General features: G+C 39.6%; 16 protein-coding genes and 5 pseudogenes. 8 read left to right on the top strand and 13 right to left on the bottom strand.

Going from position 1 to position 25,319, the window contains the following annotated elements; translation table 11 throughout:
• Positions 1–3 precede the first annotated feature (3 nt).
• The 4 genes from ribH to I6L24_RS03370 form a co-directional block, all read right to left on the bottom strand.
• Positions 4–474, bottom strand: coding sequence for a 6,7-dimethyl-8-ribityllumazine synthase (gene ribH, locus I6L24_RS03385; RefSeq protein WP_004280926.1), 471 nt, complete (start codon positions 472–474; stop codon positions 4–6).
• An 18-nt stretch (positions 475–492) separates the two neighbouring features.
• Entirely contained in the window at positions 493–1,608 is a 1,116-nt protein-coding gene (ribBA, locus tag I6L24_RS03380; RefSeq protein WP_004647616.1) for a bifunctional 3,4-dihydroxy-2-butanone-4-phosphate synthase/GTP cyclohydrolase II, read from the bottom strand.
• Between the two features lie 404 nt (positions 1,609–2,012).
• A complete protein-coding gene (gene exaC / locus I6L24_RS03375) occupies positions 2,013–3,524 on the bottom strand; it encodes an acetaldehyde dehydrogenase ExaC (RefSeq protein ID WP_180087387.1) in 1,512 nt (503 codons plus the stop codon).
• 345 nt (positions 3,525–3,869) lie between these two features.
• Positions 3,870–4,832 (bottom strand): alpha/beta hydrolase, encoded by a 963-nt coding sequence (locus tag I6L24_RS03370; RefSeq protein WP_216986412.1) that lies wholly within the window; start codon positions 4,830–4,832, stop codon positions 3,870–3,872.
• A 293-nt stretch (positions 4,833–5,125) separates the two neighbouring features.
• Here I6L24_RS03370 and I6L24_RS03365 point away from each other — a divergent pair, with 293 nt between their 5' ends.
• Entirely contained in the window at positions 5,126–6,826 is a 1,701-nt protein-coding gene (locus I6L24_RS03365; protein WP_180087389.1) for an NAD-dependent malic enzyme, read from the top strand.
• A 550-nt stretch (positions 6,827–7,376) separates the two neighbouring features.
• On the opposite strand, the gene I6L24_RS03360 is transcribed toward I6L24_RS03365, so the two are convergent.
• From I6L24_RS03360 to I6L24_RS03350, 3 genes and pseudogenes are all read right to left on the bottom strand, one after another.
• A complete protein-coding gene (locus tag I6L24_RS03360; RefSeq protein ID WP_004647809.1) occupies positions 7,377–7,613 on the bottom strand; it encodes a VF530 family protein in 237 nt (78 codons plus the stop codon).
• Between the two features lie 115 nt (positions 7,614–7,728).
• A pseudogene (locus I6L24_RS03355) lies at positions 7,729–7,917 on the bottom strand (type II toxin-antitoxin system HipA family toxin); the annotation flags it as partial.
• Positions 7,918–7,981: 64 nt separating this feature from the next.
• A complete protein-coding gene (locus I6L24_RS03350; protein WP_044111704.1) occupies positions 7,982–8,284 on the bottom strand; it encodes a helix-turn-helix transcriptional regulator in 303 nt (100 codons plus the stop codon).
• Between the two features lie 198 nt (positions 8,285–8,482).
• Here I6L24_RS03350 and I6L24_RS03345 point away from each other — a divergent pair, with 198 nt between their 5' ends.
• The 3 genes and pseudogenes from I6L24_RS03345 to I6L24_RS03335 all read left to right on the top strand — a co-directional run bounded on the left by I6L24_RS03345 (position 8,483) and on the right by I6L24_RS03335 (position 14,252).
• Entirely contained in the window at positions 8,483–9,574 is a 1,092-nt protein-coding gene (locus tag I6L24_RS03345) for an ATP-binding protein (RefSeq protein ID WP_002058158.1), read from the top strand.
• A 103-nt stretch (positions 9,575–9,677) separates the two neighbouring features.
• A pseudogene (locus tag I6L24_RS03340) lies at positions 9,678–10,640 on the top strand (IS481 family transposase).
• Between the two features lie 264 nt (positions 10,641–10,904).
• Positions 10,905–14,252, top strand: coding sequence for a DEAD/DEAH box helicase (locus I6L24_RS03335; RefSeq protein ID WP_086227553.1), 3,348 nt, complete (start codon positions 10,905–10,907; stop codon positions 14,250–14,252).
• 18 nt (positions 14,253–14,270) lie between these two features.
• Here I6L24_RS03335 and I6L24_RS03330 read toward each other — a convergent pair whose 3' ends face one another.
• From I6L24_RS03330 to I6L24_RS03310, 6 genes and pseudogenes are all read right to left on the bottom strand, one after another.
• Complete coding sequence (locus tag I6L24_RS03330) at positions 14,271–15,560, bottom strand: type II toxin-antitoxin system HipA family toxin (RefSeq protein ID WP_004883944.1); 1,290 nt, start codon at positions 15,558–15,560, stop codon at positions 14,271–14,273.
• The gene (locus I6L24_RS03325) at positions 15,557–15,874 is read right to left on the bottom strand and encodes a helix-turn-helix domain-containing protein (protein ID WP_004883943.1); all 318 of its coding nucleotides are present in this window, start codon (positions 15,872–15,874) and stop codon (positions 15,557–15,559) included. Before I6L24_RS03325 ends, I6L24_RS03330 begins: the two co-directional genes overlap by 4 nt.
• 253 nt (positions 15,875–16,127) lie before the next feature.
• Positions 16,128–16,276 (bottom strand): annotated as a pseudogene (locus tag I6L24_RS16860) (IS3 family transposase); the annotation flags it as partial.
• A gap of 191 nt (positions 16,277–16,467) precedes the next feature.
• On the bottom strand, positions 16,468–19,683 hold the full coding sequence (locus I6L24_RS03320) for a tyrosine-type recombinase/integrase (RefSeq protein WP_044108666.1): 3,216 nt from the start codon (positions 19,681–19,683) through the stop codon (positions 16,468–16,470).
• Positions 19,667–21,979, bottom strand: coding sequence for a hypothetical protein (locus tag I6L24_RS03315; RefSeq protein ID WP_017394004.1), 2,313 nt, complete (start codon positions 21,977–21,979; stop codon positions 19,667–19,669). The genes I6L24_RS03320 and I6L24_RS03315 overlap by 17 nt, the downstream gene beginning before the upstream one ends.
• On the bottom strand, positions 21,979–22,650 hold the full coding sequence (locus tag I6L24_RS03310; RefSeq protein ID WP_005233305.1) for a hypothetical protein: 672 nt from the start codon (positions 22,648–22,650) through the stop codon (positions 21,979–21,981). Before I6L24_RS03310 ends, I6L24_RS03315 begins: the two co-directional genes overlap by 1 nt.
• A 151-nt stretch (positions 22,651–22,801) precedes the next feature.
• Here I6L24_RS03310 and I6L24_RS03305 point away from each other — a divergent pair.
• From I6L24_RS03305 to I6L24_RS03290, 4 genes and pseudogenes are all read left to right on the top strand, one after another.
• Positions 22,802–23,624, top strand: a protein-coding gene (locus I6L24_RS03305) for an IS5-like element ISAba27 family transposase (protein ID WP_103800643.1) whose coding sequence is annotated in 2 segments (ribosomal slippage) — positions 22,802–23,182 and positions 23,184–23,624 — 822 coding nt in all. Because the reading frame shifts where the segments join, the coding sequence is not laid out codon by codon here.
• A 121-nt stretch (positions 23,625–23,745) separates the two neighbouring features.
• A pseudogene (locus I6L24_RS16820) lies at positions 23,746–24,171 on the top strand (P-loop NTPase fold protein); the annotation flags it as partial.
• Between the two features lie 18 nt (positions 24,172–24,189).
• A pseudogene (locus I6L24_RS03295) lies at positions 24,190–24,337 on the top strand (IS3 family transposase); the annotation flags it as partial.
• Positions 24,338–24,420: 83 nt separating this feature from the next.
• Positions 24,421–25,284, top strand: coding sequence for an OmpA family protein (locus I6L24_RS03290; protein ID WP_032041808.1), 864 nt, complete (start codon positions 24,421–24,423; stop codon positions 25,282–25,284).
• Positions 25,285–25,319: the final 35 nt, after the last annotated feature.

The following is a 25,319-nucleotide window of genomic DNA, read 5'->3' as shown; positions in this document are numbered from 1 at the left end:
GCGTTAAATAGCCTTTAACAAGTTAACCATTTCAATCGCAGTCAGGGCAGCTTCGCTACCTTTATTGCCTGCTTTTGTTCCAGAGCGTTCAATCGCTTGTTCAATACTGTCCGTAGTGAGTACACCGTTAATGACAGGTAAGCCAGTGTCCAGGCCAACCACGCCCAAACCTTTGGCACATTCGCCTGCAACGAAATCGAAGTGAGGCGTGCTACCACGAATCACGGCGCCAAGCGCGATGATGGCATCGAAACGATCTGAAGCTGCCAGTTTTTTCGCAACTACAGGAAGTTCCCAGGCACCAGGTGCATGAACAACAGTGATATTATCCTCTGATACACCATGACGTTTCAATGTATCAATGGCACCTTCTAACAGATGTTCAACCACAAAGCTGTTAAAACGACCAACTAAAATCGCATAACGGTCTTCGTTCGCGAGATGTAACATACCTTCAATACGGCGAACTGCCATAACAACCTCGATAATTTCTTAAGATGTTTGTTGTGCGGTGATGTATTCCACCACTTCTAAGTTAAAGCCTGACAGGGCATTGAAACGCAATGGAGAGCTGAGCAGCTTCATTTTTTCAACGCCTAGATCACGCAAAATTTGTGCACCCACACCAATGGTCTGATACTGCTGAGACAGTGCAGAATTTGATTTTACATTTTTTGGCGCTTTAAGGGTATCTAATGCTGGACCCAGGTCCTGTAAATGGTGTTGGCCAATCCAGACCAGTACACCACGATCACTGTTGGAAATTTCTTTCAAGGCACGATCCAGGTTCCAGGCCGGCTCGCCATCCTGTTTCTTCAGTTTGAGCAAGTCGCGGGTCGGGTTAAAACCATGTACACGCACTGTGGTCACACCCTCTTTAGGCTCACCTTTGACCAAGGCCAAATGGATATCCGGGTTACCCAGTTCACGATAGCGGTACAGGTCAAAGCTGCCGTATTCAGTATCAATACTTTGCTGATCGATACGCTCTACCGTTTGTTCATTGGTCATGCGGTAATGAATCAGATCGGCAATCGTGCCGATTTTCAGGCCATGCTTTTCAGCAAAGACTTCCAGATCCGGACGGCGCGCCATCGTGCCATCTTCATTGATGATTTCACAAATCACAGAAGCTGGTTCCAGTCCTGCTAAACGGGAAAGATCACAACCTGCCTCAGTATGTCCAGCACGGTGCAATACACCGCCTGGCTGCGCCATCAGCGGGAAGATATGTCCTGGCTGTACAATATCGGCCGGTTTGGCATGAGCAGCCACAGCAGTTTGAATTGTATGAGCACGTTCAGCCGGAGAAATACCGGTAGAAATACCTTCAGCCGCTTCAATCGACAAGGTGAAATTGGTCCCATGCTGGGCGCCGTTGGCATCAACCATCAAAGGCAGATTCAACTGCTGGCAACGCTCTTTACTTAAAGTCAGGCAGACCAGACCACGTGCATGGGTGATCATGAAGTTGATGTCTTCAGGACGTACGTGCGTGGCAGCAATCACTAAGTCGCCTTCATTTTCACGATCTTCATCATCCATCAGGATGACCATTTTTCCTGCACGGATATCTGCTACAAGCTCTTCAACAGTATTGAGCGGCATCAACCTTCACCTTCTTTTTTGATCTTGATCAGACCGAATCATGACATTATTGGGTACATAGTCTAACGCTTTTTAAGCAATTTTGCCTATGCTTATTAGTTTCCCTATAGTGGTTCAATGTTATACACAGTCTTGGGAATCATGAAAAGCCGACTTTAAATGAAAGCCAGGGCTTTATGCAGGTTTTTTGAACAGTTAAAATGCATAAAAAATGAAAAACTTAGGCGAAGTCCTTCTAAGTTAAAGTATTAATTTGTTTTTTATACAGTTTTATTCCTGTTTTTGTGATTTTCAGACTTTTATTTTGCTGGTCAACGATCAAGAGCAGAAAAATTTACCAGATATTAAAAAACTTGAATAAAACAAAAAAGCGAACCGCAGTTCGCTTTTGAGAAAATTCATACTTAGAAGAAACCAGCCGGTTTGGTTGAATAACTCACCAGCAGGTTTTTGGTCTGTTGATAATGATCCAGCATCATTCTGTGATTCTCACGACCAATCCCTGATTTTTTATAGCCACCGAAAGCCGCATGTGCAGGATAAATATGATAACAGTTGGTCCAGACCCGACCCGCTTGAATCGCGCGTCCTGCACGGTAGGAGGTATGCGCTGAGCGTGACCAGACACCGGCACCTAAACCATAAATCGTATCATTGGCAATCTTGATCGCATCATCAAAGTCTTTAAAGGTGGTCACAGCCAGTACAGGCCCGAAGATTTCTTCCTGGAAGGTCTTCATGTCATTGGTGCCTTTAAAGATGGTCGGTTCAATATAGAAACCTTGACCGACTTCCTGACGTGCTTCACCACCGGTCAGGATCTGTGCACCTTCTTCACGGCCAGTGGCAATACAGCCCAGAATCTTGTCCTGCTGTTCCTGTGAGGCTTGCGCACCAATCATGGTGTCGGTGTCGAGTGGATGGCCGGTTTTAATGCGTTGCACCCGTTCTACCGCACGCGCCAGAAATTCATCGGCAATACTTTCCTGTACCAAGGCCCGGGAAGGGCAGGTACAGATTTCACCCTGGTTCAGGGCAAACATGGCAAAGCCTTCCAGAGCTTTATCCAGATAATCGTCTTCCTGATCCATGATGTCGGCAAAGAAAAGATTTGGTGATTTACCGCCGAGTTCCAGAGTCACCGGAATAATATTTTCAGTCGCATATTGCATGATCAGCTGACCCACTGCGGTTGAGCCGGTAAAGGCAATCTTGGCAATACGGGGATTGGTCGCCAGTGGACGGCCGACTTCGACCCCATAGCCATTGACGATGTTCAATACGCCCGGGGGTAAAATGTCCTGAATCAGTTCAGCCAGCACCAGAATACTGACCGGAGTCTGTTCCGCAGGTTTCAGCACGATACAGTTACCCGCAGCCAGGGCAGGTGCCAGTTTCCAGGCGGCCATCAGAATCGGAAAGTTCCACGGGATAATCTGACCCACGACGCCTAACGGTTCATGAAAATGGTAGGCGATGGTATCTTCATCAATTTCGGAAATGCCGCCTTCCTGGGCACGGATACAGCCCGCAAAATAACGGAAATGGTCAATGGCCAATGGAATATCGGCAGCCAGTGTTTCACGAATTGGCTTACCATTGTCCCAGGTTTCTGCCACAGCCAGCAGTTCCAGATTTTGTTCCAGACGATCTGCAATTTTCAGCAGGATATTGGAGCGGGTGGTCGGCGATGATCTGTTCCATTGCTCTTTGGCTTTATGCGCTGCATCAAGCGCCAACTCTATGTCTTCTACAGAAGAGCGCGGCACTTTGGTAAAGACTTTGCCATCTACCGGAGAGATGTTGTCAAAGTATTCGCCTTTAACCGGAGCGACCCATTCGCCGCCAATGAAATTATCGTATTGTGTTTTAAATTGGATTTTTGAACCGTCAGTATTGGGGTCTGCATAACGCATAATCTATTCCTTTATATGATTGTTAGTGGTGCAGGTCGAGCGCATGTTGCCGATCAAAAAATATAGGCGCTTCTGCATTCAGCTCTACTATAAAGAGGGAAAAAGACGGGCGGTTGTTTGTTTACAGGCTTGCTACAAAAGACAATATTTGGAGACAAGCAGTAGAAGAATAAAAGTTATAAATTCTCAAGTCTTAAATTTAAAAACAAGGGTTTATAGCACTTATAAACCATCGAAAAATTGGCATATTTTCAATGTGCTTAATTACATTCCAACCTAATAAGGATTCAAAAGAAGCCAAGCAGGAGAAATGAGGGCAAGTTTCATTTCTCCTTTCGCATTTATCTAAAGCCCTTTGTCATGCAGCCATTGAAACAGTTGCTGATAAACCTGCTCACGCACAGATTGCTCTGAAAGTACCAGATCATGTAAACCGTTCCGGATACTTTGAACCGTGACATCGCCTTTAATTTTTTTGGCATATTTCTGAATGTCTTTAATCCCTAAAATTACATCGCTGCTCTGTGCGGCTTTGCCCCATTTTTTAGGATATAAGGTCTGATGCGAATGCATGATCAATACCGGAATATCGAGCTGAACACCGCGATGAATTTCTTTCTGTGCCTCATGAATGGCACGAATAAAACTGATCCGAACCATCGGGTAGCGGGTCTTTTTCCAGTCCAGACTGAAGTCCCATTCGCCTTTTAAATCCTTATGCAGGCTGGTGGCATACCACTTGTTCAGCTCGCTTGGAAATTTAAGATTGGGAAAAATTTTAGCCAGTCTGCTCAGTTGCGGAATGCCAAGCGCACGTTTGATTGGATTCATATTGAAGTCATAAAATGGACTATTGACCCAAAGCGCTTTGATTAAAGGGTGCTGCGGATGATGTGCCGCATACAGGGTCGTGGTCAGGCCGCCGGTAGAATGACCACAGAGCAGGGCAGCATCGTGACCCTCGGCTGCTATAATGTCGAGTGCCTGGGTAATTTCTGCATCATATTCAGCAAGGTCATACACGTTATAATATTTTTGATGCGGCAGAATCGAACGGCCGTATTTTCTCAAATCCAGCGCATAAAAATCAAAACCATGCTGATTAAAGCGCTCTGCCATTTCGGTCTGAAAAAAATAATCGATAAAGCCGTGAATATATAGAACTGCTTTTTTTGTAGGTTGGGCTGCTTTTTTACGGATCAGGGTTGCTACGACTTTGCCCTCATAATCATCGGGAAAGTTTAAGGTCGCTTGCTCATAACCTGTCCCCAAAATATCGGGCTGATAAAGCGGTTGCAGTTCACTCATTGTTATACTCGTTGGTCTTATTAAATTTATGCTTTATCCTTGATGAGCTGAGGTTTTTTGTCAAACAGATCTTGCTGCCGATTTAAATTAAAAATACGAATAGGGATTAATTTTAGAAACCGTCCAAAACCTAGGCTGAAAATGAGTGTTATCAGATTATAAAATCCTGCTACAAGTATTATAAATTTGCTAAATGACCTAACAGCTTAAAATCAGGCTAAGCTATATAAAATAAACAAAGTGATGTGACTATTTTGGCAGAACTGCCGAAGATTGATTAGATGAGTTAAATAATGCCCAGAGAAAATTTGAACAGTAAACGCCCTTTATATATTCCTTATGCTGGAAATACTCTGCTAGAACTCCCACTACTCAATAAAGGCTCTGCATTTTCTGAAGAAGAGCGCAGAAGTTTTAATTTACATGGTTTGATTCCTCATGTTACCGAGACCATTGAAGAACAAAGTCAGCGTTCTTATCAGCAGTATTGTGCTTTTAGCAGTGATATTAACAAGCATATTTATCTGCGAAATATTCAGGATACCAATGAGACCCTGTTTTACCATCTGATTGAAAATCACCTTAGCGAGATGATGCCGATTATTTATACTCCGACTGTGGGTGAAGCATGTCAGCGCTTTTCTGATATCTATCGCCGTCATCGTGGGATTTTTATTTCCTATCCTGACCGTAATCAGATCGATCATATTATTCACAATATCAACAAAAAGAACGTGAAAGTGATTGTGATCACGGATGGTGAGCGCATTTTGGGTCTTGGAGATCAAGGCATTGGTGGTATGGGGATTCCAATTGGAAAACTGGCACTCTACACCGCGTGTGGCGGGATTAGCCCGGCTTATACCTTGCCAATTACCCTTGATGTCGGTACCAATAATCAGCAGTTGTTGAATGACCCGATTTATATGGGCTGGCGTGAACCGCGAATCAGCGGCGATGAATACTATGCCTTTGTTGAGATGGTGATTCAGGCGATTCAACAACGTTGGCCAGATGCATTAATTCAGTTTGAAGACTTTGCACAGAAAAATGCCATGCCTTTGCTGGAAAAATACCGTGATCGAATCTGTTGTTTCAATGATGATATTCAGGGCACCGCAGCAGTGTCTGTGGGCAGCCTGATTGCTGCTGCGCGCGCAGCAGGCAAACAACTTAAAGATCAGGTGGTTACTTTCCTGGGTGCTGGTTCAGCCGGTTGCGGTATTGCAGAACAGATTATTAAGCAAATGGTTGCTGAGGGCTTAAGTGATGCCGAAGCACGCGCACGTGTATTTATGGTCGACCGCTTTGGTCTGATCACTGAGAATCAGCCGAATTTACTGGACTTCCAGCGAAAACTGGCACAGCCGCTTGAAAATGTAGAAAGCTGGGCAGATGCAGAGAGTATGATTTCTCTACTGGATGTGGTCAAACGTGCCAAACCGACGGTATTGATTGGCGTATCTGGACAGCCAGGTCTATTCACTCAGGAAGTGATTGAAGCCATGGCTGAAAACAGCGTACAACCGATTGTTTTCCCTTTATCTAACCCAACTTCCCGCGTAGAAGCTGTTCCGGCAGACATCTTGCAATGGACCAAAGGCAGAGCATTGATTGCAACGGGTAGTCCATTTGCCCCGGTGAATTATCAGGGACAGATTCATCATATTTCCCAATGCAATAACTCTTATATTTTTCCGGGTATCGGTCTGGGCGTAGTTGCTTCAGGTGCAAAACGTGTCACGGATAATATGCTGATGGCCTCGAGTAATGCCTTGGCGGACTGTTCTCCTAAACTCAAAGACCCTCAGGCAGATTTATTGCCGAATCTGGATTGTTTACAGTCAATTTCGAAGCAGATTGCCTTAAAAGTGGCACTTGCTGCGATTGAAGACGGAGTAGCACCGAAAGTCAGTGTAGAAGAATTGCAGCTAGCAATAGAGCATAATTTCTGGACACCGCAATACCGTGACTATCAGCGGATCACCTTTTAATTGTATTGAAGATGGATTCTTATCATCGCTAGTTTTTTTGCGCCAGCCTGCTTTCATCTGATTCATTGATGGAATATCAAAAAGCCCTGATCTTTTGATGAGGGCTTTTTTATTGTCTTAGGGGTGTCATGGTCATATCTTGGTTATAAAATCAGAAAGTACATTAAGAATTTTTTATTGAGTGAAATAAAAATGAAAGAATCATTTAAAGAAAATAACATCAGCAGAAAAAAGCCCCGATCTTTCGATCAGGGCTTTTTTAGAATCTGGAGCGGGAAAGGAGACTCGAACTCCCGACCCCAACCTTGGCAAGAGTCACCGACATAAAATACACTAAATAACATAATTGGTATTTTAATAAACTCTATATATAACAGTTATATAGAGTTTTTATTTTGTGTGGTGTAATTTAAGGTAGGGTGGGGTACTTTGATTTTTGGTAACTAATTTATTTTGATAATCAACAATAATAACCAACATACACATGCTTAATCTAAAGGTGTTTTACTGACTGGTATAATTTTATAATGAGAGGGGGTGTTGCCTGGGGCTACGGTTTCTGTTTTGCCTTTTGGCGTAAGACGTACAAATATAAGCTTTCTACTTTTTCACGTGCCCATGGTGTGGTACGCAAGAATCGCAATGATGATTTAACACTTGGGTCTATGCAAAAACATCTAATTTCAATTTTACGACTTAAACCTTCAAAGCCACCGTAGTAATCCAATAATTCATCCAAAATGTCAGCAAGTTTTTTGCCGTGTAAAGGGTCATTGGAGTTGTTCATAATAGATCAATCGTATTTTGGGTGGCCATTATTATAACCTGGGCTAGTTGGAAAACTAGAGAGTTGGAATGTAAGTAATGATGGACTGAATAGCCACCAAAATTCTGGAGCACACCCAGCCATCGGGTGATGCATCATATATATGACTTGGTAATCCCATTTGCTGTGTAGGAAAGTTTTTTCTTAATGGGTCACCTTTTAATGGAAGTAGGTAAGAGGAAAGCTCTAAACCTTTACGGATCGCTTCAGCACTGTATTCAAAGGCAATTAATGGTCGACCTGTGATTGCTGTTGAGGAGACCAGTGTACCCTAAAGCCAATATTCACCCCATCCATTGTAGTAAACATTAAGTTTTTTGAGCATGGATTTATTTCCTTTTGATACGTTGGCGAGCCGTATTGCTCTCATAGCGAAGAATATCATCTACACTGTTTAAATTAGGTTTGAAGAGTTCCTCTAATTCTTGTAATCGGCCTAGGACCATGGCAACGCGTACTAAATTTTCAAATGAAACATTTCGACCTGCTTCCAGATTGGATACTGTATTCACACCAATACCAGCACGTGCAGCAACATCTGCCTGAGTCATTTCCAGATAAAGTCGTTCTTTACGAAGCCTCTCACATAATAATCCAACAACTTCTTCAGGTTTTATGAATTTTAAATCCATAATATTGGGTCTTATGTCCATATATGTCTATTAAACCACAAAATAATGGAGTTATAAAATAAACAGTTGATCGGTAAGAAGGTGCTTTATTGGCCTGATTAGATCCTATTAGATTAAAGAAATCTAATTAGACATTTACAATCTAATGGAATCTAATACAATCTATGGTAATAAATAAATCATTGCCGAGTAATTAAAATGATGACCATCTCCAATGACCCTTGGCACTTTCCACGTACCGAACTGGCGAAACAAATTTTAGGCATGTTTGAGACTGGACTAGCTAGTTCTCTGACTTTTTTTGCCCCACGCCGGATGGGAAAAACTGAATTTTTACGAAAAGATATTACGCCCCTAGCAGAACAGCTTGGATGGCGCGTTTTTTATTTCAGTTTTTTAGATGCAGGCCTGCATAGTGAAGGGCAGTTTGTAAAAGCTCTTGATGAGTTTTCAAAACAAAATGGCTTAATGGGGAAAGCCACACATTGGATTAAAAATATTGGTTCTTTAAGTACAGAGGTGGCAGGGGTAAAAGCTGAAGTGACACTTCTACAAGGACAAGTGAATTCCAGTATTTTGTCTAGCATTACTAAACTGGCTCAGCAGGGGAAACCTATTTTACTGTTACTTGATGAGATTCAGGCTTTAGCTAGTTCAAAATATAAAACCACGATTGCCAGTTTACGTACCGCTTTAGATATGCATAAAGAAACAATAAAGGTAGTTTTTACTGGTTCAAGTCGAGAAGGCCTGAGACAAATGTTTTCTGTGAGTAGTGCTCCCTTTTTTCATTATGGACAGAATTTACCTTTTCCAAATCTAACAAAAGCATTTACAGATCATCTGGCAGATGTATTTAATCAGACAACAGGACGTAGTTTGAATAAAGAAATTTTATGGCACGCTTTTTTAGATATGAAGCAAAGTCCTCAACTAGCAAGATCATTAGTGGAGCGTTTAGCCTTAAACCCAATGCTGGCTATAGATTTTGCCAAGGAACAGCTTATAGCCGATACAATGGGGCATCGTGACTTTTCGGGATTATGGGGAGAGTTTAAGTTATTAGAACAGCTAATTTTAAAAGCCATAGCGGAATCACAAGTTGAACTTTATAGTAGTCAATTTAGACAACATCTGGCTGATTCCATTGGTGTAGATAACATTGCGGTATCAAGTATTCAATCGGCCCTACGTTCTTTATCAAAAAAACAAATTATTTTTAAACCAGAAAATGGTACTTATGAAATCGAGGATGCTCTTTTTAAAGAATGGATTATGGATGAAGCATAATTTTGAAAACTCATTTGGATAAAAATTAACCGTACTGAGCTTGTCGGAGAATTTTTATTTAAGTATTTTATTCATAGACATTATTTCAATATAATGGGTGTCTATGAACAGAGAAATTCAACAAAGACTCGTATGAGTTAAATTATTTGAAGAGACTAATGATGCTGGCCTAGTTTGTCGGAGATGTGGCATTTCTAGACCAACGTTACGCAAGTGGTGGAAACGATATTCTGAGCAAGGTATTGATGGATTAAGTAGCCAGAGTAGACGTCCCTTAAAATCGCCAAATACTAAAATCAATGCTGAGCTAAAAGCCTTAATATTAGAAATGCGCTCAGCTAGAAATTTTGGTGCTCGACGTTTGCAAACAGAATTGATGAGGCTGCACGGAGTCTCGTTGTCCTTAGCGACTATCCATAAAGTACTATCCACCCATCAAGTCAAACCGATTAAAAAATTCCGTCGTAAAGCAGATTTCATTCGTTATGAACGCCCATTACCAGGCGATAGAATTCAAATGGATACCTGTAAACTGGGTCCAGGACTATATCAGTACACATCTATCGATGACTGCACACGATATCGCGTTTTAAGGATATATAAACGCCGAACAGCAGCGAATACTCTCGACTTTTTAGACTGCGTAATTGAAGAAATGCCTTTTCCCATACAGCGAATACAGACCGATCGTGGGCGGGAATTCTTTGCTGAAAAAGTACAGAAAAAAATGATGCAGCATGGAATCAAATTTAGGCCAAATAAACCAGGTTCACCTCATCTGAATGGCAAGGTAGAGCGTTCACAAAAAACTGATAAATCTGAGTTCTACGCTACTGTAGATATCAATTCTGAGGATATCCAAGACAAGCTAGCCGAATGGCAGCATTACTATAACTGGATGAGACCACATTCAGCGTTGAAAGGTAAAACACCGATGGAGAGGTACTTTGAATTATGTGAAGAAACTCCTTTCTCAGATGAAGTCCAGAAGCAATACAACCCCTCAAATGAACGGATTCAACATGCCAATTACAAGATGGATCTAGAGATCGCTAAATTGAAATGATCTCTATGAATCACACATAGAAACAATGCTAAAACTTTTGACCCCATTTGGTTTAAAATTAACTGTTGTGAAGAAATGATCACTTTCTATCAGGATATTTTCGATCTCAATGAACTGTTTAACTTCTCGAATTTGATTGTCTTTATTCACAATATTCCTATTGAGTGAGTCGAATCTGTGCTCAGGTTGAGCAGTTCGGCTACTGTTCTGAAATGACAGCTTTGTCCGTTATAATTGTATAAACATTTTTAGTGTCTGGTAATCATGTCGTCATTGATCAATTTTCTATCTCGCTTTAGTACTGCAACTCTTCATCGTAGTCTGAGCTATGCTAAGCACATTGATAGGGAAACAATTGAGTTTTTTGAGGAAAATGATGATGTCACGATGTATGCTCAAATTGAAGGGACAGATTATTACGATACCGCGATTACCTATAATCCCCAAAAAGACCGTTTAATCGATGACGACTGCACTTGTCCGGTTGGATATAACTGTAAACATGCTGCTGCTTTAGCGCGGTTATTCTTTCAAGAATATCGTCAGGAATTTCAACAGCGTTATGCTGACTCTCAATCCCCGCAGGGAATCGCAAAACGCCAACGTGGGGATGATCAGGCACAGCGCTGGTTGAATGATTTTAAACGGTATTTACAACAGACTGAACCAGAGCAATCTGTCAAAACAAACAATTATTTAATTTACCTGCTAGATCAGTCTGTCAGCTTAAAGAAATTGACAGTTGATGTTCAGAAGGCCAGACGCATTAAAAATGGCTCAATTGCGGGGGAAAGTTATTATACCCAATATGAAAATATCACCAGAAAGCATCTGACTTTACCTGAACAAAAACGACAATTATTTAACCAGATTTATTATTATGCCAAAATAAACAGTGACGAACGCTTTTATCAAAGCAATCTTGATATCTCCAGCATTTTATTGGAGCATTTCAAATCTTTTATTCAAAGTGGCGATGTATACTGGCAAAAAAAGAGCCATACTGCACTTCAATGGTCAGAACAAGGCTATCACATCGAACTGATCTGGCAACAAGGTGTAAACAAACAGACAGAGCATTTAAACATTGAATTGGTCAATGGTGATATTCGACTCGATTTGAAATCAAATCCACATATTCAGATTCTCGCGAGCCATCCACCATGTTATGTGGATATTCAACAGAACACGGTGGGCCAGTTATATGGTGAATATACGGCAAATCTTCTGTACCATTTTTTACAGATGCCTGATCTTCCATCTATGCTCTTGCCAGAGTTTGAGAAACTGACTCATCAATATTCAGACGTGAAAAATCTGCCTCAGCCCGAGTCTATTCAGCATATTGATGTCCTTGAGGGTAGTCCCCAGCCAATTTTACGCTTCGGTGTTTTAGATAAATTTGATTGGAAATGGGAAGAGTCTGTTTGTGCTGAAATTGAATTCTCCTATGCAGGCGGAAGAATAAAAGCAGGTACATCAGGCGACAGTTTTATTGGTGAGCAGCATGGCAAAATGGTGCGACAGCTTCGGGACTTAGTTCAGGAACAACAGTCAATCCAGCGTTTACAGCTATTGGTCGAATCACTGAAGTGGGTGAAAGATCTTAGTTATGACCAGCAATTAAAACTGGATAAACAACGTCTTGATTCTATGGTTTTTGCTTTCTATGGAGACTGGATCAAACAGCTGATGCCCATCAATCAAATGGAGTTGATGGGCTGGCAGATAGAGCATCTGGAAAACAGCCCCTTTAACCTGCAATATGTTGAAAATTTAAATATTTCCATCACTGAATCTGAAAGCCAACAAGACTGGTTCAATATCGGGGCGACCGTTCAGGACAGTGCAGGCAATAGCTATGATTTACTCGATGCACTTGTGGCTTTGGTGAAAGAACAGCCTGATTTACTTGATCCACGGATTTTTGGTCATCTGAATGACAGTCACATTTTCACCGTGAAAACTGCAGCGGATCAACCAGATTTGGCTTTATCCGCAAAGGACATTAAGCCGGTATTGTTGCATCTGCAGAGCATTTTACAGCAAGAAGAGCGTAGCATAGATCGCTATGATGCGAGTCAACTATTAGAATTACAACATCATCTGGGGATGGTGTGGCAGGTCAGTAATCGCCTGCAGCAATTTGCGCAGAAATTCAAACAAGGCTATCAGCAACAACTGCCGACACCACAAGGTTTTCAGGGGGAATTACGTCCATACCAGCAGCAGGGCCTAGGCTGGTTACAGTTTTTAAGGGAAACCCAGCATGGCGGGATTCTGGCGGATGATATGGGTTTGGGTAAAACAGCACAAACTTTAGCCCACTTACTCATGGAAAAGCAGGCTGGATATTTGCAGGACAGTCCCGCCTTAATTGTTGCACCCACATCGCTGATGCATAACTGGTTCAAAGAAGCGGAGAAATTTACCCCTGAGCTCAAGGTATTGCTGCTACAGGGGCCCGACCGCCATCAGTATTTTGAGCAGATTTCACACTATGACATTGTGTTAACCACCTACCCGCTCTTGGCGAGAGATGAAGAGCAACTGAAGCAATATGAATATCATCAACTCATTCTGGATGAAGCGCAGAATATTAAAAATCCGCGTGCCAAAGCTGCACAGGTAGTACGGCAATTAACAGCGCGACATCGTCTATGTCTAACTGGTACACCTATGGAAAATCATTTGGGTGAGCTGTGGGCACTATTTTATTTTCTAATGCCAGGATTTTTATATTCACAAGAAATCTTTAATAAAAAGTACCGCTATCCTATTGAAAAACGCGGTGATCAGCAGTTAAGGCAAAAGTTGGTAAACCGCATTAAACCCTTTATTTTACGTCGCTTGAAAACTGACGTTGCCAAGGAATTGCCTGAAAAAACCACGATTGAAGTCAATATTGACATGAATGAGCAGCAATCCAAGCTATACGAGGCTGTTCGCGCCACGATGCAGGCAAATATTCAGAAAATTGTGGCAGAAAAAGGCTTTAAGCGTAGTCAAATCCAAATTTTAGATGCCTTGCTGAAGCTGCGTCAGGTCTGTTGTCATCCTAGCTTGCTGAAACTGGATTCAGTTAAAACCGGGCAGGCGTATTCTGCCAAACTTGAACAGTTGATGGATATGGTTGTTCCAATGGTGGAAGAGGGACGAAAAATTCTTATTTTCTCTCAGTTTACCTCAATGTTGGAACTGATTGAACAACAGCTCTATCACGCAAAAATTGGCTATGTGAAGCTGACTGGAAAGACCAAAAAGCGAGATGAAGTCATTACAGCATTTCAGTCTGGACAAGTGCCGGTATTTTTAATCAGTCTGAAAGCAGGAGGGGTTGGTCTGAATCTAACTGCCGCAGATACGGTCATTCACTATGATCCATGGTGGAACCCTGCTGCTGAAGATCAAGCTTCAGATCGTGCATGGCGGATTGGACAGGACAAGCCGGTATTTGTGTATAAGCTGATTACCAATAAAAGCATAGAAGAAAAAATTATTGCCTTGCAGCAGAATAAAGCAGAACTGGCACAGTCTATTCTAAGCACAGATCATGAGGGAGAAGCGAAACTGACGGAAAATGATGTGATGAAATTGTTTGAGAAATTTTAGCTTGGTTACAGGTTTCCTCTAATCATCTGTAAGTATCTGAAAGTCTGGATGCAATTTTTTCCAATGTTCTCTTAATTTTTCTTTATGAACAGAAATCATAGGTAAGTCTAGTAATAGCACTGGCCATACTGACCGTGCTTTGTCCATGATCGCGTGAAGTTGTTTTTCAATAACACGCCATGGAACACCGACTTTTTCAGCCCATTCTTCAAAGTGTTTCATCTCAGCTAAATACCAATCTTTATTTTTGGCAAGATTTAATGCGAAATGACGCTCATTTTCAATATATACACTGGTCATTAATATATCGTATGCGGGAGATAATCTGGGTGCACTTTTATCATGATAAATCATACTCCAGTTTTTTAAGTGCGCATCTCCATTGGCGAGTAAAATATTGACGAGTAAACGGCTGGCAAATTGCTGAATATCAATAATTTTGTTATCTGAATAGTGATAAATGATCTTACCGATCTGCTCATAATTTGTGGTGCTGTATTTCTGGTGTGGATATGAACCAAAGATCTGAGCAAAATCTTCAATATGAATAAGCTCTGTAGTATTAGCAGTACTCTGCCTATCGAATCTCTTAATTGCAAAAGCATATTGCTCTTGGGGTAGATTTAATGGTGGAAGGTCTTGTAAGAGTGCCATATCTACCAAACGAATCTCTGGGATATCTATTCCGACCATTTTGGCAAGGATCATCATAGAGTATTCATTCAGCGGAACAAAAGCATGTCTGGTAGAAGGAGTTTTGACAATCCAATCACCGAGTAGGCTGGATTCCGTTGCCTGTGCTAATGTAAAACGCCCATCTTTGGCTTTCATGGAAAACTTCATTTGGACGCCAGCCAAGGAAAACTTATTATTTGTCCGAATCTCTTGTTTTAATATCTGATCTGGATTCGAGATCTGAAGCTTAAATTTTATTCCATCTGGGATTTCTTCTGGATCTACTGGGGTTGCAATCAGTGCCCCAGGTAAGTCATGACCTAAAGCTGCCAATAACTGAAATTCATTGTCTATATGTATTTTGAGGCTTTGTGCTATGAGTTCGCGTAATGCACCTTCTGGTAGCAGATTTGATAGCAAGGGGTGTAAGCGCTGATGTGTAACATAGGTCTTTTCTAAAATCTTATCCGCTTGAGGATATAAAGGGGAAGTAAGCAAGCTCAAGGTCGGACGTTGCTGATCCAAGTGAAAAGAATCTGTGAAAACCAGAATATTTTTTCCGCTCTGAAATCCTGCCAAGTATCCAACGACAACGTGATGTAATGTTAATTTCAGGACTGCAACAGTATTCATGGTTCCTCTCCTCCGAGAAGACCTTTCCATGGGTTAGACATTAAGTCATCTTGATCTTCAATAGTGACTTTAATTTCATCATTCAATAATTGTCTAATCAAATGAACCTTATCATCTGGGATGAGCATCAGTTGAGCATTTAGTCCTGCCGCAATAATTTCTAAGGTATCTAATCGAGGATTGCCTTGACTTTCCAGTTTTTGGTACTGCTGTCTTGAAATGCCTGTACGTGATTGCATATCAACTTGCTTTAAACCCAATAGGGTTCGTCTTTTTTTGACTTGCTGTAGTAAAGACTTATTTAGTGTAGACATATTTATTGCTTTTTGGTGGTATAAGAAGCATATTAGTTGCTTTTTTTTTGAAAAGCAATTTATGAATTTATCATTTCGATCTGTAAAATAGCCCTACTTGTATGAGAAATGGGTGTTCAAATTGTTGTTGATTTTGCATTGAACCGTACCGGGTTTGTCGGAGACTTTTTTATTTAAGTTAGGCCACCTGACCTAACGTGTTAATCTTATCATCGAACATTTTTTCAAACACAAAAGGTGGCACATAACCTAGCGCACTTGTACAGCGCGCAATAACATAACTTCTCGTTGCAGTTATTGCCAGACCTTACGAACGCCATATCACCCCGAACTTTCTTTCCAAATTCGTTTGATTCGCTCAGCATGATGAAAATCATGTAGACCTCGTTTTGCTCGATGTTTCCTTGCGAAGCGATGCTTCTTATCTCAGGGAAAGTTGGTCTCCGACAAACCCGGTACGATTCATTCTGCCGTATACGTCTTGTGTTTCTTGCTCATGATAAACTCCTGATGAGTATGTATAGTTTACCAAGTTAAAACCTCTTGTTTTTTCAGCACACATCATTTAGATAAGGCAGCAACGGTTAAATTATTTAATCGCATGTAGTGATTTTTAGACCTTCAACTTGCAGTTCAAGAGATCGAGGTCTGCCAATACAAGCTAGATGTAAGCAAAATTTAAATGCGGCCAGTGCTTTGGCATCTTTTGTCGAGTAAAGCTGGAGACGAACATAATCTTCTTGAGTCGTAGGATGCTCTGTTGTGCTCGATTTAGCCAGCTTCAGTAATAAAGGTTGTTTCTTTTTATCTAGCAATTGTACCAAGTCTTGTCCAAGCAAATGCCAAAATTGATGGGGAAACAGGTCTTTTACCTTGCAATAAAATGATTCCAATTGATCAATTTTATTCCAGCGATAATGAATGCCGGTATGCGAAACTGTAACACGACTTAAAAATGTCTCAAGCACCGCTTTTATTTGATCTGGCTTTTTTTCAAAGATATTTTGAATATTTTCAAAGAAATAGTTCCTTGCTTTGCGCTCTTCAGCGGTATCTATCATCGAGGGTTTCAAAGGTTTATCCAGATGATTTGTGTTGTTGAGATCAAATAACCTTGGGTTGTTTTTTTGAGACTTGAGTTGGCCCAGTTGTTTGGCATTTTCATACCAGTAGTTAACCAGTTCGACAGGTAAACTCATTTCTTGTGATACCCGATCTGGATCATGATGAATTTCCAGTAAATTTAGGCACTTAAAAAACCATGCAAATGAAACTTTGGATTCTTTTGTTCCCGCGAAATATTTAAAAAAATCATGATGCTTTGAGTTAAATGAAACCTCATCTAGAATGTCTTCTACGTTACTTTTTAACCAGTCAGTTTGATCGTTGAGTAACTGCTGACTTAAATGACCAGCATGCTTTTCGAAATTGAATGGAGCAGAATCTTTTACTGTGTTTAAAAATTTGAAAGAAGGTAGGTAGCCCATCATCTTTTTTGCCAGTTGAGTATCGATGTCTGGGTGATATTTCAGTATTTTATGCCCAGCAATCAGGTAGCTTAGATGAATATAACTTTTAAAAGTTTCTGTAGGGTCAATGTGACCCAGTAAATGGGCAATCATAAACCAATGATTTTGACCATGTGTATGACGGAGTAACTCTGTCCGAATGGACTGATATTGTTCTTCAGTATAATCCGTCAGATTCTTGACTAGGGGAGCGTAATCGCAGTTGAGCAGAACGGATAAGTGATTGGCAGCCGTGTGTCGAAATGAGTGAAAAGAATAATCATGAGTTTTAAAAAGCTCGTTCATAATCATTCTAAAAGGTGTTGTCACCGTATGTTTGTTCAGCTTGCTATTTTCATTCCAATTACGGAATAAGTATAAGTTTTGCTGATTGAGTAAACGTTGCTCGACTACATGATTATGAAATAGTTGATATTCATCGGTTTTTAATAAGCAATACACAGGAACTTTGCGTTCAGCACTATCTGTTTTAAGTTGATGTAAGTTTCCTTTCTTTTTTGAGCCGTAGGGCTGAATCCATACTGATAGACGACTCAAACCCTCGATATCCCGCACACGTAAGCCCAGAATTTCATTAATACGCATACCGGTTCGGTAAGCTAAGATATAGATGATTTTTAATGTTTTATACATATTTTCTTGACTATCAGAACCTGCAAATAAGACATCTAACTTGTTCATGAAAGCTTGATAAGTCAAAGGGCCAATAATACGGGCTCTAGGCCTATTTTGTATGGTGAGTGATTCTAATTCGAGAGATTCAGCTTCGAAAACTGTTCGTTGAAAGCTATGGAAGCGCTTCAACATCCTGCTGGTTTGACCTCTGGATTTTTTAAATTCAGGTTGGCCTGCTTCATCTGCGAGACGGGTGTTCGTAATAATTTGTTGGTAGATCTTCGCTAGGTTCGTATTCAGATCATCTTCGCTATCTAGATATTGTAAGGAATGGGTGAGCCAGGGCTCAGCAATACGGGAGTAATAAGTGTAAATCGAACTATCTGCTAACGGTCTATTCTGCTGAAACGCTTTTTGAAATTGGTTTACGCAAAAATTAAAACGTTCAGCCAGTTGCTGAATCTGTTCTAATTCTGGTTTATAAAGGCTGATGAGCCATAAGGCGACACGTTTACTGTACTCATTAAATTTATCAGTATTTTCAAGACAATATTTAATGATTAATACATCAATGGCTTGATCAGTTTGTGATGTACGAATCAGTTGTAAAAGGTCTTTGTGAATCTTTATAACATCATCCAAAGCTTGCTGAATGTCATCATTGGAGTAAGATTTACCCACAATAGATGGTGATTTTTCTACATCTGAATCAGTAAGAGTGTCCTGCTGATATTTAAATTTTGGATGAAGAAATCTTTCAAATTCTATTTCTGATAAGCCACAGGTTGCAGTATTTTCTATAAGACATTGTGAGAGAGCAGGATCAATGTCAACTTTCGGGAGTTGCATCCAGTTAAAGTTGGCGTAGTCGCGTAATAATTTATAAGTTTTAAGATTAAATGGTAACTTAATCTTATTAAAAATAAGCTGTAGATAATCTTCTACATTCTGGTTTACTGTACGAATATTTCTGCTATTAAAATGAATTAACCATAAGCGGGTGATTTGATCAGGAATAAAATTACGCGATTTACGAATGGTTTTTTCATCAATAAATAGATCTCCATAAGAGGGAGAGAGCGGTTCTAAAAATATAATGTTCAGATCTTCGATCTTTCTGATTTTTGCCGGATCTTTTAAGTGTTCAAGCAAAGCTTCTAAAGACGCTTTTTGATTTAAGCCGGAATAAAGCATGGCAGAAATAACAATATTTCCAATGATTTCATCATCAGAAAATGTCTTGCTATCTTTTGCTAGAATCCAGTAGTCCCAAAGCTTATCAAGAACTTCATCAACCTGCTGTCCCTTCTCGATCCAGTCCATGGTAAAAACTGGTTGATCACGCTTCATCTCAAATGTCAGATTCGGTAGGGGCAAAGTCTCACGACGATTTAAATTGATTTGCTTGATATATGACCGAAAAAGCTCATGTGCATATTTTTTCCAGGCCAAGCTTGGAGCTTTGCGTTTAATAAACTCATAAATTGCGGGATATAAGGATTCAAGATGTTCTTTTTGTTCTAGTTCTATTTCTTGGAAATATTGAATTAATTCCTTTTCTACATCCGATCGAGGAGATTTCTCTTTCTCAAGACGAATTTGTTTTCTACGATTTTCTGCATATAGTGGTCGAGCTTGCTTAGTTCGTTTATTGGATGAGGACATCGAGTTCAATACCGGTAATTTGAAAATGATCTTTCATTTGTTCAAGAACATGGGCAATGCTTGAATATTGTGAAATAGATAAGCTGGAATAAGGATGAGCAGCTTCTTGCTGCATCGGTTCATGACCGAATAAAGCTAAAATTTCAATTTCGCTAATTTTATGGCTGAGAAACGCACGGGCAGTATGCCGGTGCCAGTTTTCATGTAGCAAACTTAACTCAGGGTTAGATTTTTTTATAATCGAAGGCCTTAAGGGGTACCATTGACCATCCTGAAAGATATTCAATAGTGGGAGCTTGCTCTCTAAAATTTGTTGAATATGTTGTGGAATTTCTGGCTGACTAGGAGCAATTTGAGTTTTAAAATAATGTAAAAAATCTATGAATTTCTGGAGTTCTTGTACAACAAAATGACCTAGTGGAATTAAACGTCCATAGCCTTGACGCCCACCCACCTCCTTATCAGAAACCATGCATATTTTTCTTTTCAGGTTAAAGCTTTTTAAAAAACCTGGAAATTCAGCGACGGGTCGTGCAGCAGTAAAGAGCAACAAGAAATGCCACATCCACAGATTATAGTGATTAAAAATTGCTATCCAGTCGTCTTCTTTTTGTGAAATTATTCTGAATTTGAGAGTGGCAAAGATATTTTGAATCACATTTGAAGTAGGTGCTTTGCGGCTTCCAAAGTTTTTTTCTGCAGCATATTCAATATTCTGGTATTCATCGGATAACGACTCACACAGCTCTTTTAAAATTGAGACATATTCAGTCTGTAAAGTCAGGATATTTTGATGACAATAAGAAGTAGAAGAAGACTTATTGGCATCAATACCAGTGAGAAGGTCAGCAAGCTGTTTATTTCCAGTGCGTTGCAAAATAGTCTGATGTAAAAGAGAGCCAATTCTTATTAGTGATAATTTTGGAATATAAAATTTGGCTCTCAGCTGTTTCAAATGTTGCTGAAGGTCCTCTTCCTTAACGGGGTCACCGTCTCGCAGAGATTCAATAAATGAATTCGGGATCGGGATGTCCAGATGAACTGTTTGGTTGAGCAAGCCCTCTGGATAAGCAAAATCCTTATTTTCAAAAATTGAAAATTTACTTCTCAGATAATATTGTCCATTGCTTTGCTTGATCTGTTGGCGAGCATTTAAATTTTTAGCACGTTTACTTTGTAGACGGAGCCACTCCTGGATTTTATTTCCTGTCAGAAATGACAGCATCAGGATCAAGGATGCCTTCTTTTTTTTGATTTCTTTATCCTTGTCTTTAGAGTCTTCTTTAACCTCAACAATGTAATTTTTATATAGTTCAGTAATTAGGGCACTTATGCTTGTGGTATTAGGAAAGAGGCTGCTGTATGGCAGCAAATGTTCTTTCCGTTGAATATGTTTGGCAACCAGAGGCAGCACATAGCTTTGGCCGGATTCTGAATATGCAGCAAGGGGGGTAACGATGGTTGGGTCTACAAGTATTTGACGTGTATCTTGGTCATCTAATTGTTCTTCTATATTAAGAGCTTTAGACTTTTGACCTTTTTTAATTTCTGAACTTTCTACAATCAGCTGATCTTCATCTAAAAAATCATGTTGAAGTTGAGTCTCGATGCTCGCTTTGGCAATTTTGGCCTTATTGTTTAAAATATAAGTAAATGTAATGCGTAGATTATTCAGTAGATTTTTTTCAAAATCATTGGATGGATCTGTATTGAAATTACTTAAATATTGAACAAATTCAGTTAACGAAAGCGTAGGATCTTTAAGATGCTTTTCCCAAAGGATCATGTATTCGCGTGTATTTTGATATTCTTTATCGGGATTCAGAACCCTATTGGCCACACGGAAGCGTTGAAATAAGCGTTTTACAGTATTGAAATGTTCAGTGTAGTCTTCTTTAAAAAGCTCAGGTTTAATGTCTGGAAGGGCAATTAAATAGATTGCTGCTTTTAAGACCAGGATATTCCAGATTAAAGCGTTTTCTTCCGACTCTGCTAATTGTGCAATTGAGTTCACATACCAAGTAACTGGTGTTGCGCTAACAGTATGTTTTCGAGAGGAGACCAATGCAGCTGGTCTAGCAACAACAGAATTGGTTTCTAGATCAAAATCTAATAGATCGAGATTCAGTCCTTCCAGACATTGATCAGTTGGGTGCGAAGTCAGTAAATCAGCAACATATTGAATATGTTCGGTACGTTGGAGCTGCTCATCACCAAAGAGTTTTTCCAATGTCTGTTTTAATGATACCCCTGGAATATCAGCAATATTTTGATGGGTTGGGTTGGATTCTGACATTATGCTTTCCATAGCTGATCTGGCGTGAGAACGAAGTCCGCATTATTTAAAAGCTGTTGTACAACTTCACTAGTTTGTTCTAGTTGATCAAGCACACTTTGTCTTTTTCGGTTTATAACTTTATTGCGATAATTCAGCTGATATCGTGTGTATGAGAGTCGTTTTGCTAGCAGGTCTAAGCTCATAGTACGGTGAGGTTTGAAAGAATTTTCTTTGTTTAACTTGTAAATAGCCTCGGCAGAAATGTATTCATTTATTAAGTTATGTAACCTTTTGGGATTTAATCGATTAAGATCATAATAAGTAGATGATAGAAATTTTAGAAATTCGGAACTAGCCACATTTTTTAATAGTTCGATTTTTTTGTTATCTTTGGGAAGAGAATGGATAATTAGATTAATTTCTTTGGGTGCATTCTGAGTCCAGTATAGGAACCATTGGATATTACTGGCGATGGTATAACCGGATAGATTAGTATCTTTCCAGACGTGAATTTCGGGACGTGGATTCAAGATACCTAGATCTGTTTTTAAAGCTTTGAAAGCCTCTTGATAGCAAAGATAAATTCCAGAAAAATCAGGGTGTATACTGATTTGGATTTTATTAAAATTTTTGCACAACAATTTTTTAGGTGCGCCAAATTTTTCATTGAAATCAAAAGCCGTTTGCATATTTACTTGGTGATTATATAAAAAAATCAAGTAAATATTCGTATATTCGTTAACAGTCAGACAATGGCTAAAAATTCCATATATTGTGCATCTAAATTTCAAAAACCACTAGACCTCTTGCGAAAGTAAAAACCACCTCAATCTAAATTTCATGAGATATCAGAAATTAAATCGTTTTTCAGATTCTGAATTCCAGCGCTTGGTTGGTGTACCTCGACCAGTTTTTAGTGAAATGATCGAAGTTTTAAAAGAAGTAGAATCACTTAAAAAGAAATCTGGGCGTCCTCATACTTTAGCTATAGAGGATCAATTATTATTAACACTCAATTACTTACGGAATTACAGCACTCAATTGGGGTTGGCTGCAAATTACCATATCGCTGAAAGTAATGTGAATCGAACCATTAAAAAGGTTGAAGATGCATTGATGAAATCAAGACGGTTTACTCTGCCAAAACGAAGCATTACCACAGCAGACGAACAGTTTAACTGGGTCATTATTGATGCGACAGAATGTTCAATAGAACGTCCGAAAAAAAAATCAGAGTAAGTTCTACAGTGGTAAAAAGAAGAAACATACGCTAAAAGCACAAGTGATCTATCATCCGAACAGCAAACAAATCATAGGGCTAGATATATCGAATGGCAGTCAGCATGACATTAAATTGGCAAGAAGAACGGTTAAAAAATTCAAACATTGTAAATATGTTATGACCGATTTAGGGTACTACGGATTAGAGCAAGATGGCTTTAAATTATTGATGCCAATAAAGAAAAAGAAGAATTTACCCTTATTTGATGTTGAGAAAAAGTACAATAAAATGATTGGAAAAATACGAGTTGTGATCGAACATATTAATAGTCAATTGAAAACATTTAGAATATTAAGTGAACGCTATCGAAATAGACGGAAAAGATTCGGTTTACGCATTAACTTAATCGCTGCACTGGTAAATCGGATGAACTTGCAATAACGACTTTCGCAAGAGGTCTAATGGACAGATACCTTAGGTATGAGAAGTTTAGCTTGCGATCAAATCAGTGAAGTCAATTTAGATGAACTCTTAGCTAATATTTATTCTGGAAAAATTAAAAATGACTAAAGTAGAAAATTTGAATCATTACTACCAGGTCCATGTTAATCATCTTTTATCTACCCGATTAGATACGGATATATCAAAAGAGTTTTTTGATAAAGTTGTTTTTCATGGAACAGCTTATAATTCTTTACAGACTATTATAGATTCATTCGAAACTTCTGGTCAGTCAACCTTTACCTTGACAGGCAGTTATGGAACAGGGAAATCCACCTTAGCTGCTGTGTTAACAGGTTTGTTACATCAAAATGATGGCATACGGGGTGCAGCACGAAATCTTGTTAATGATAAAAAGCTACTTAAAAAATTTGATAAGTCTTTTAACTTTTCTCATGAAAAACCTTGGCTAATAATTAAAGCTGTAGGTGGTGTTACTTCACCCACTGAGTTGTTTTATAAATCTATTCTGAAAGCCTTGCAGGATGCAAAATTAATAGAACTTCTCAAAGCTTATAGCAGTGTCACAGATGCGAAAAAGCAATTAAGTGCATATTTTGAGTTTTATAATTTGAAACGACCTCAGTCTAGACAAAATGACACCAAATGAGTTTTACTATGATCAGCTACCCCAACAAAACAAGGTGGCTTAACTAGAGCGGAATATCACTTATAAATACGCTTTTAGTTGTTCAAACAAGTGGGACCACCTCTTTAAGTCTACCAAGGGTTGTTTATGTGGAAATTATCGCTTTTAACTACTGTAATTTCATTGGTGCTAGCCTCTTGTGCATCTGATCCTTACTCAAAGCCTTCTGCTTTACGGTTTCAAAATAATAAGCAAGGTTATAATCAGGAGATCAATGTCAACAGAGATGCTAAATTATGCGCAGGGGATACAAGAGATGAACAGAGTTGTCCAATTTATTTCTATATTGACAGTATTGAATCAGGTAAATTCTATATCAATAATACGGCAAAGTATTATTTAAAACCAGAGGTTTATAATTTCAAAGTTAAAAATTGTAGCGGCGAAAAAAATTGTCAGAGTTGCGATGTCGACTTGCGGCCAGATCAATTAAAAGATCGTAACTTTATTCTTTCTGTAGATGCTGCTGGTGTACCTTTTATTTCAAATAATGGTCATCCTTTGGCTTGTAGACAACAGCCAGCAGCTCAAAAGCCTGTCGTTGCTCCTGTTGAGCATACTGAAACAATTGATTTGGCAGCCGATACATTATTTAAATTTGATGGTTCATCTTTAAATGATTTATTGCCTAAAGGCCGTCAGGAAGTTCAGGACGTAGCATCAAAAATTTCAACAGGTTTTGTTTCTGTCAGTAAGATCATATTGGTCGGTCATACGGATCGTCTAGGAAGCGAAACTTATAACCAAAAACTTGGTCAGAATCGTGCTGAAACTGTACGTAGTCTGCTTGTTCAAAATGGCGTATCCGCAAATATTATCTCGGTGGCAAGTGCAGGGAAGAATCAACCAGTCACGGACGGCTGTCCTACGGTTAAATCTCGTGAAGCACTAAAAGCATGTTTACAGCCCGATCGTCGCGTGACGGTACAAATTACGGGCATTACCAAGTAATTCAGCATTTAAAAGTTTCAACGAATATAGGCCAC

Source organism: Acinetobacter lwoffii (assembly GCF_019048525.1).
Taxonomy (GTDB): Bacteria; Pseudomonadota; Gammaproteobacteria; order Pseudomonadales; family Moraxellaceae; genus Acinetobacter; species Acinetobacter lwoffii_K.
Note: the sequence above shows the minus strand (reverse complement) of the source record. Positions and strands in the feature narration are given on the sequence as shown.

Bases quoted from the DNA above. Each gene is read 5' to 3' on its own strand.
- ribH (WP_004280926.1), bottom strand. From the start codon at position 474: ATGGCAGTTCGCCGTATTGAAGGTATGTTACATCTCGCGAACGAAGAC.
- ribBA (WP_004647616.1), bottom strand. From the start codon at position 1,608: ATGCCGCTCAATACTGTTGAAGAGCTTGTAGCAGATATCCGTGCAGGA.
- exaC (WP_180087387.1), bottom strand. From the start codon at position 3,524: ATGCGTTATGCAGACCCCAATACTGACGGTTCAAAAATCCAATTTAAA.
- I6L24_RS03370 (WP_216986412.1), bottom strand. From the start codon at position 4,832: ATGAGTGAACTGCAACCGCTTTATCAGCCCGATATTTTGGGGACAGGT.
- I6L24_RS03365 (WP_180087389.1), top strand. From the start codon at position 5,126: ATGCCCAGAGAAAATTTGAACAGTAAACGCCCTTTATATATTCCTTAT.
- I6L24_RS03360 (WP_004647809.1), bottom strand. From the start codon at position 7,613: ATGAACAACTCCAATGACCCTTTACACGGCAAAAAACTTGCTGACATT.
- I6L24_RS03350 (WP_044111704.1), bottom strand. From the start codon at position 8,284: ATGGATTTAAAATTCATAAAACCTGAAGAAGTTGTTGGATTATTATGT.
- I6L24_RS03345 (WP_002058158.1), top strand. From the start codon at position 8,483: ATGATGACCATCTCCAATGACCCTTGGCACTTTCCACGTACCGAACTG.
- I6L24_RS03335 (WP_086227553.1), top strand. From the start codon at position 10,905: ATGTCGTCATTGATCAATTTTCTATCTCGCTTTAGTACTGCAACTCTT.
- I6L24_RS03330 (WP_004883944.1), bottom strand. From the start codon at position 15,560: ATGAATACTGTTGCAGTCCTGAAATTAACATTACATCACGTTGTCGTT.
- I6L24_RS03325 (WP_004883943.1), bottom strand. From the start codon at position 15,874: ATGTCTACACTAAATAAGTCTTTACTACAGCAAGTCAAAAAAAGACGA.
- I6L24_RS03320 (WP_044108666.1), bottom strand. From the start codon at position 19,683: ATGTCCTCATCCAATAAACGAACTAAGCAAGCTCGACCACTATATGCA.
- I6L24_RS03315 (WP_017394004.1), bottom strand. From the start codon at position 21,979: ATGTCAGAATCCAACCCAACCCATCAAAATATTGCTGATATTCCAGGG.
- I6L24_RS03310 (WP_005233305.1), bottom strand. From the start codon at position 22,650: ATGCAAACGGCTTTTGATTTCAATGAAAAATTTGGCGCACCTAAAAAA.
- I6L24_RS03290 (WP_032041808.1), top strand. From the start codon at position 24,421: ATGTGGAAATTATCGCTTTTAACTACTGTAATTTCATTGGTGCTAGCC.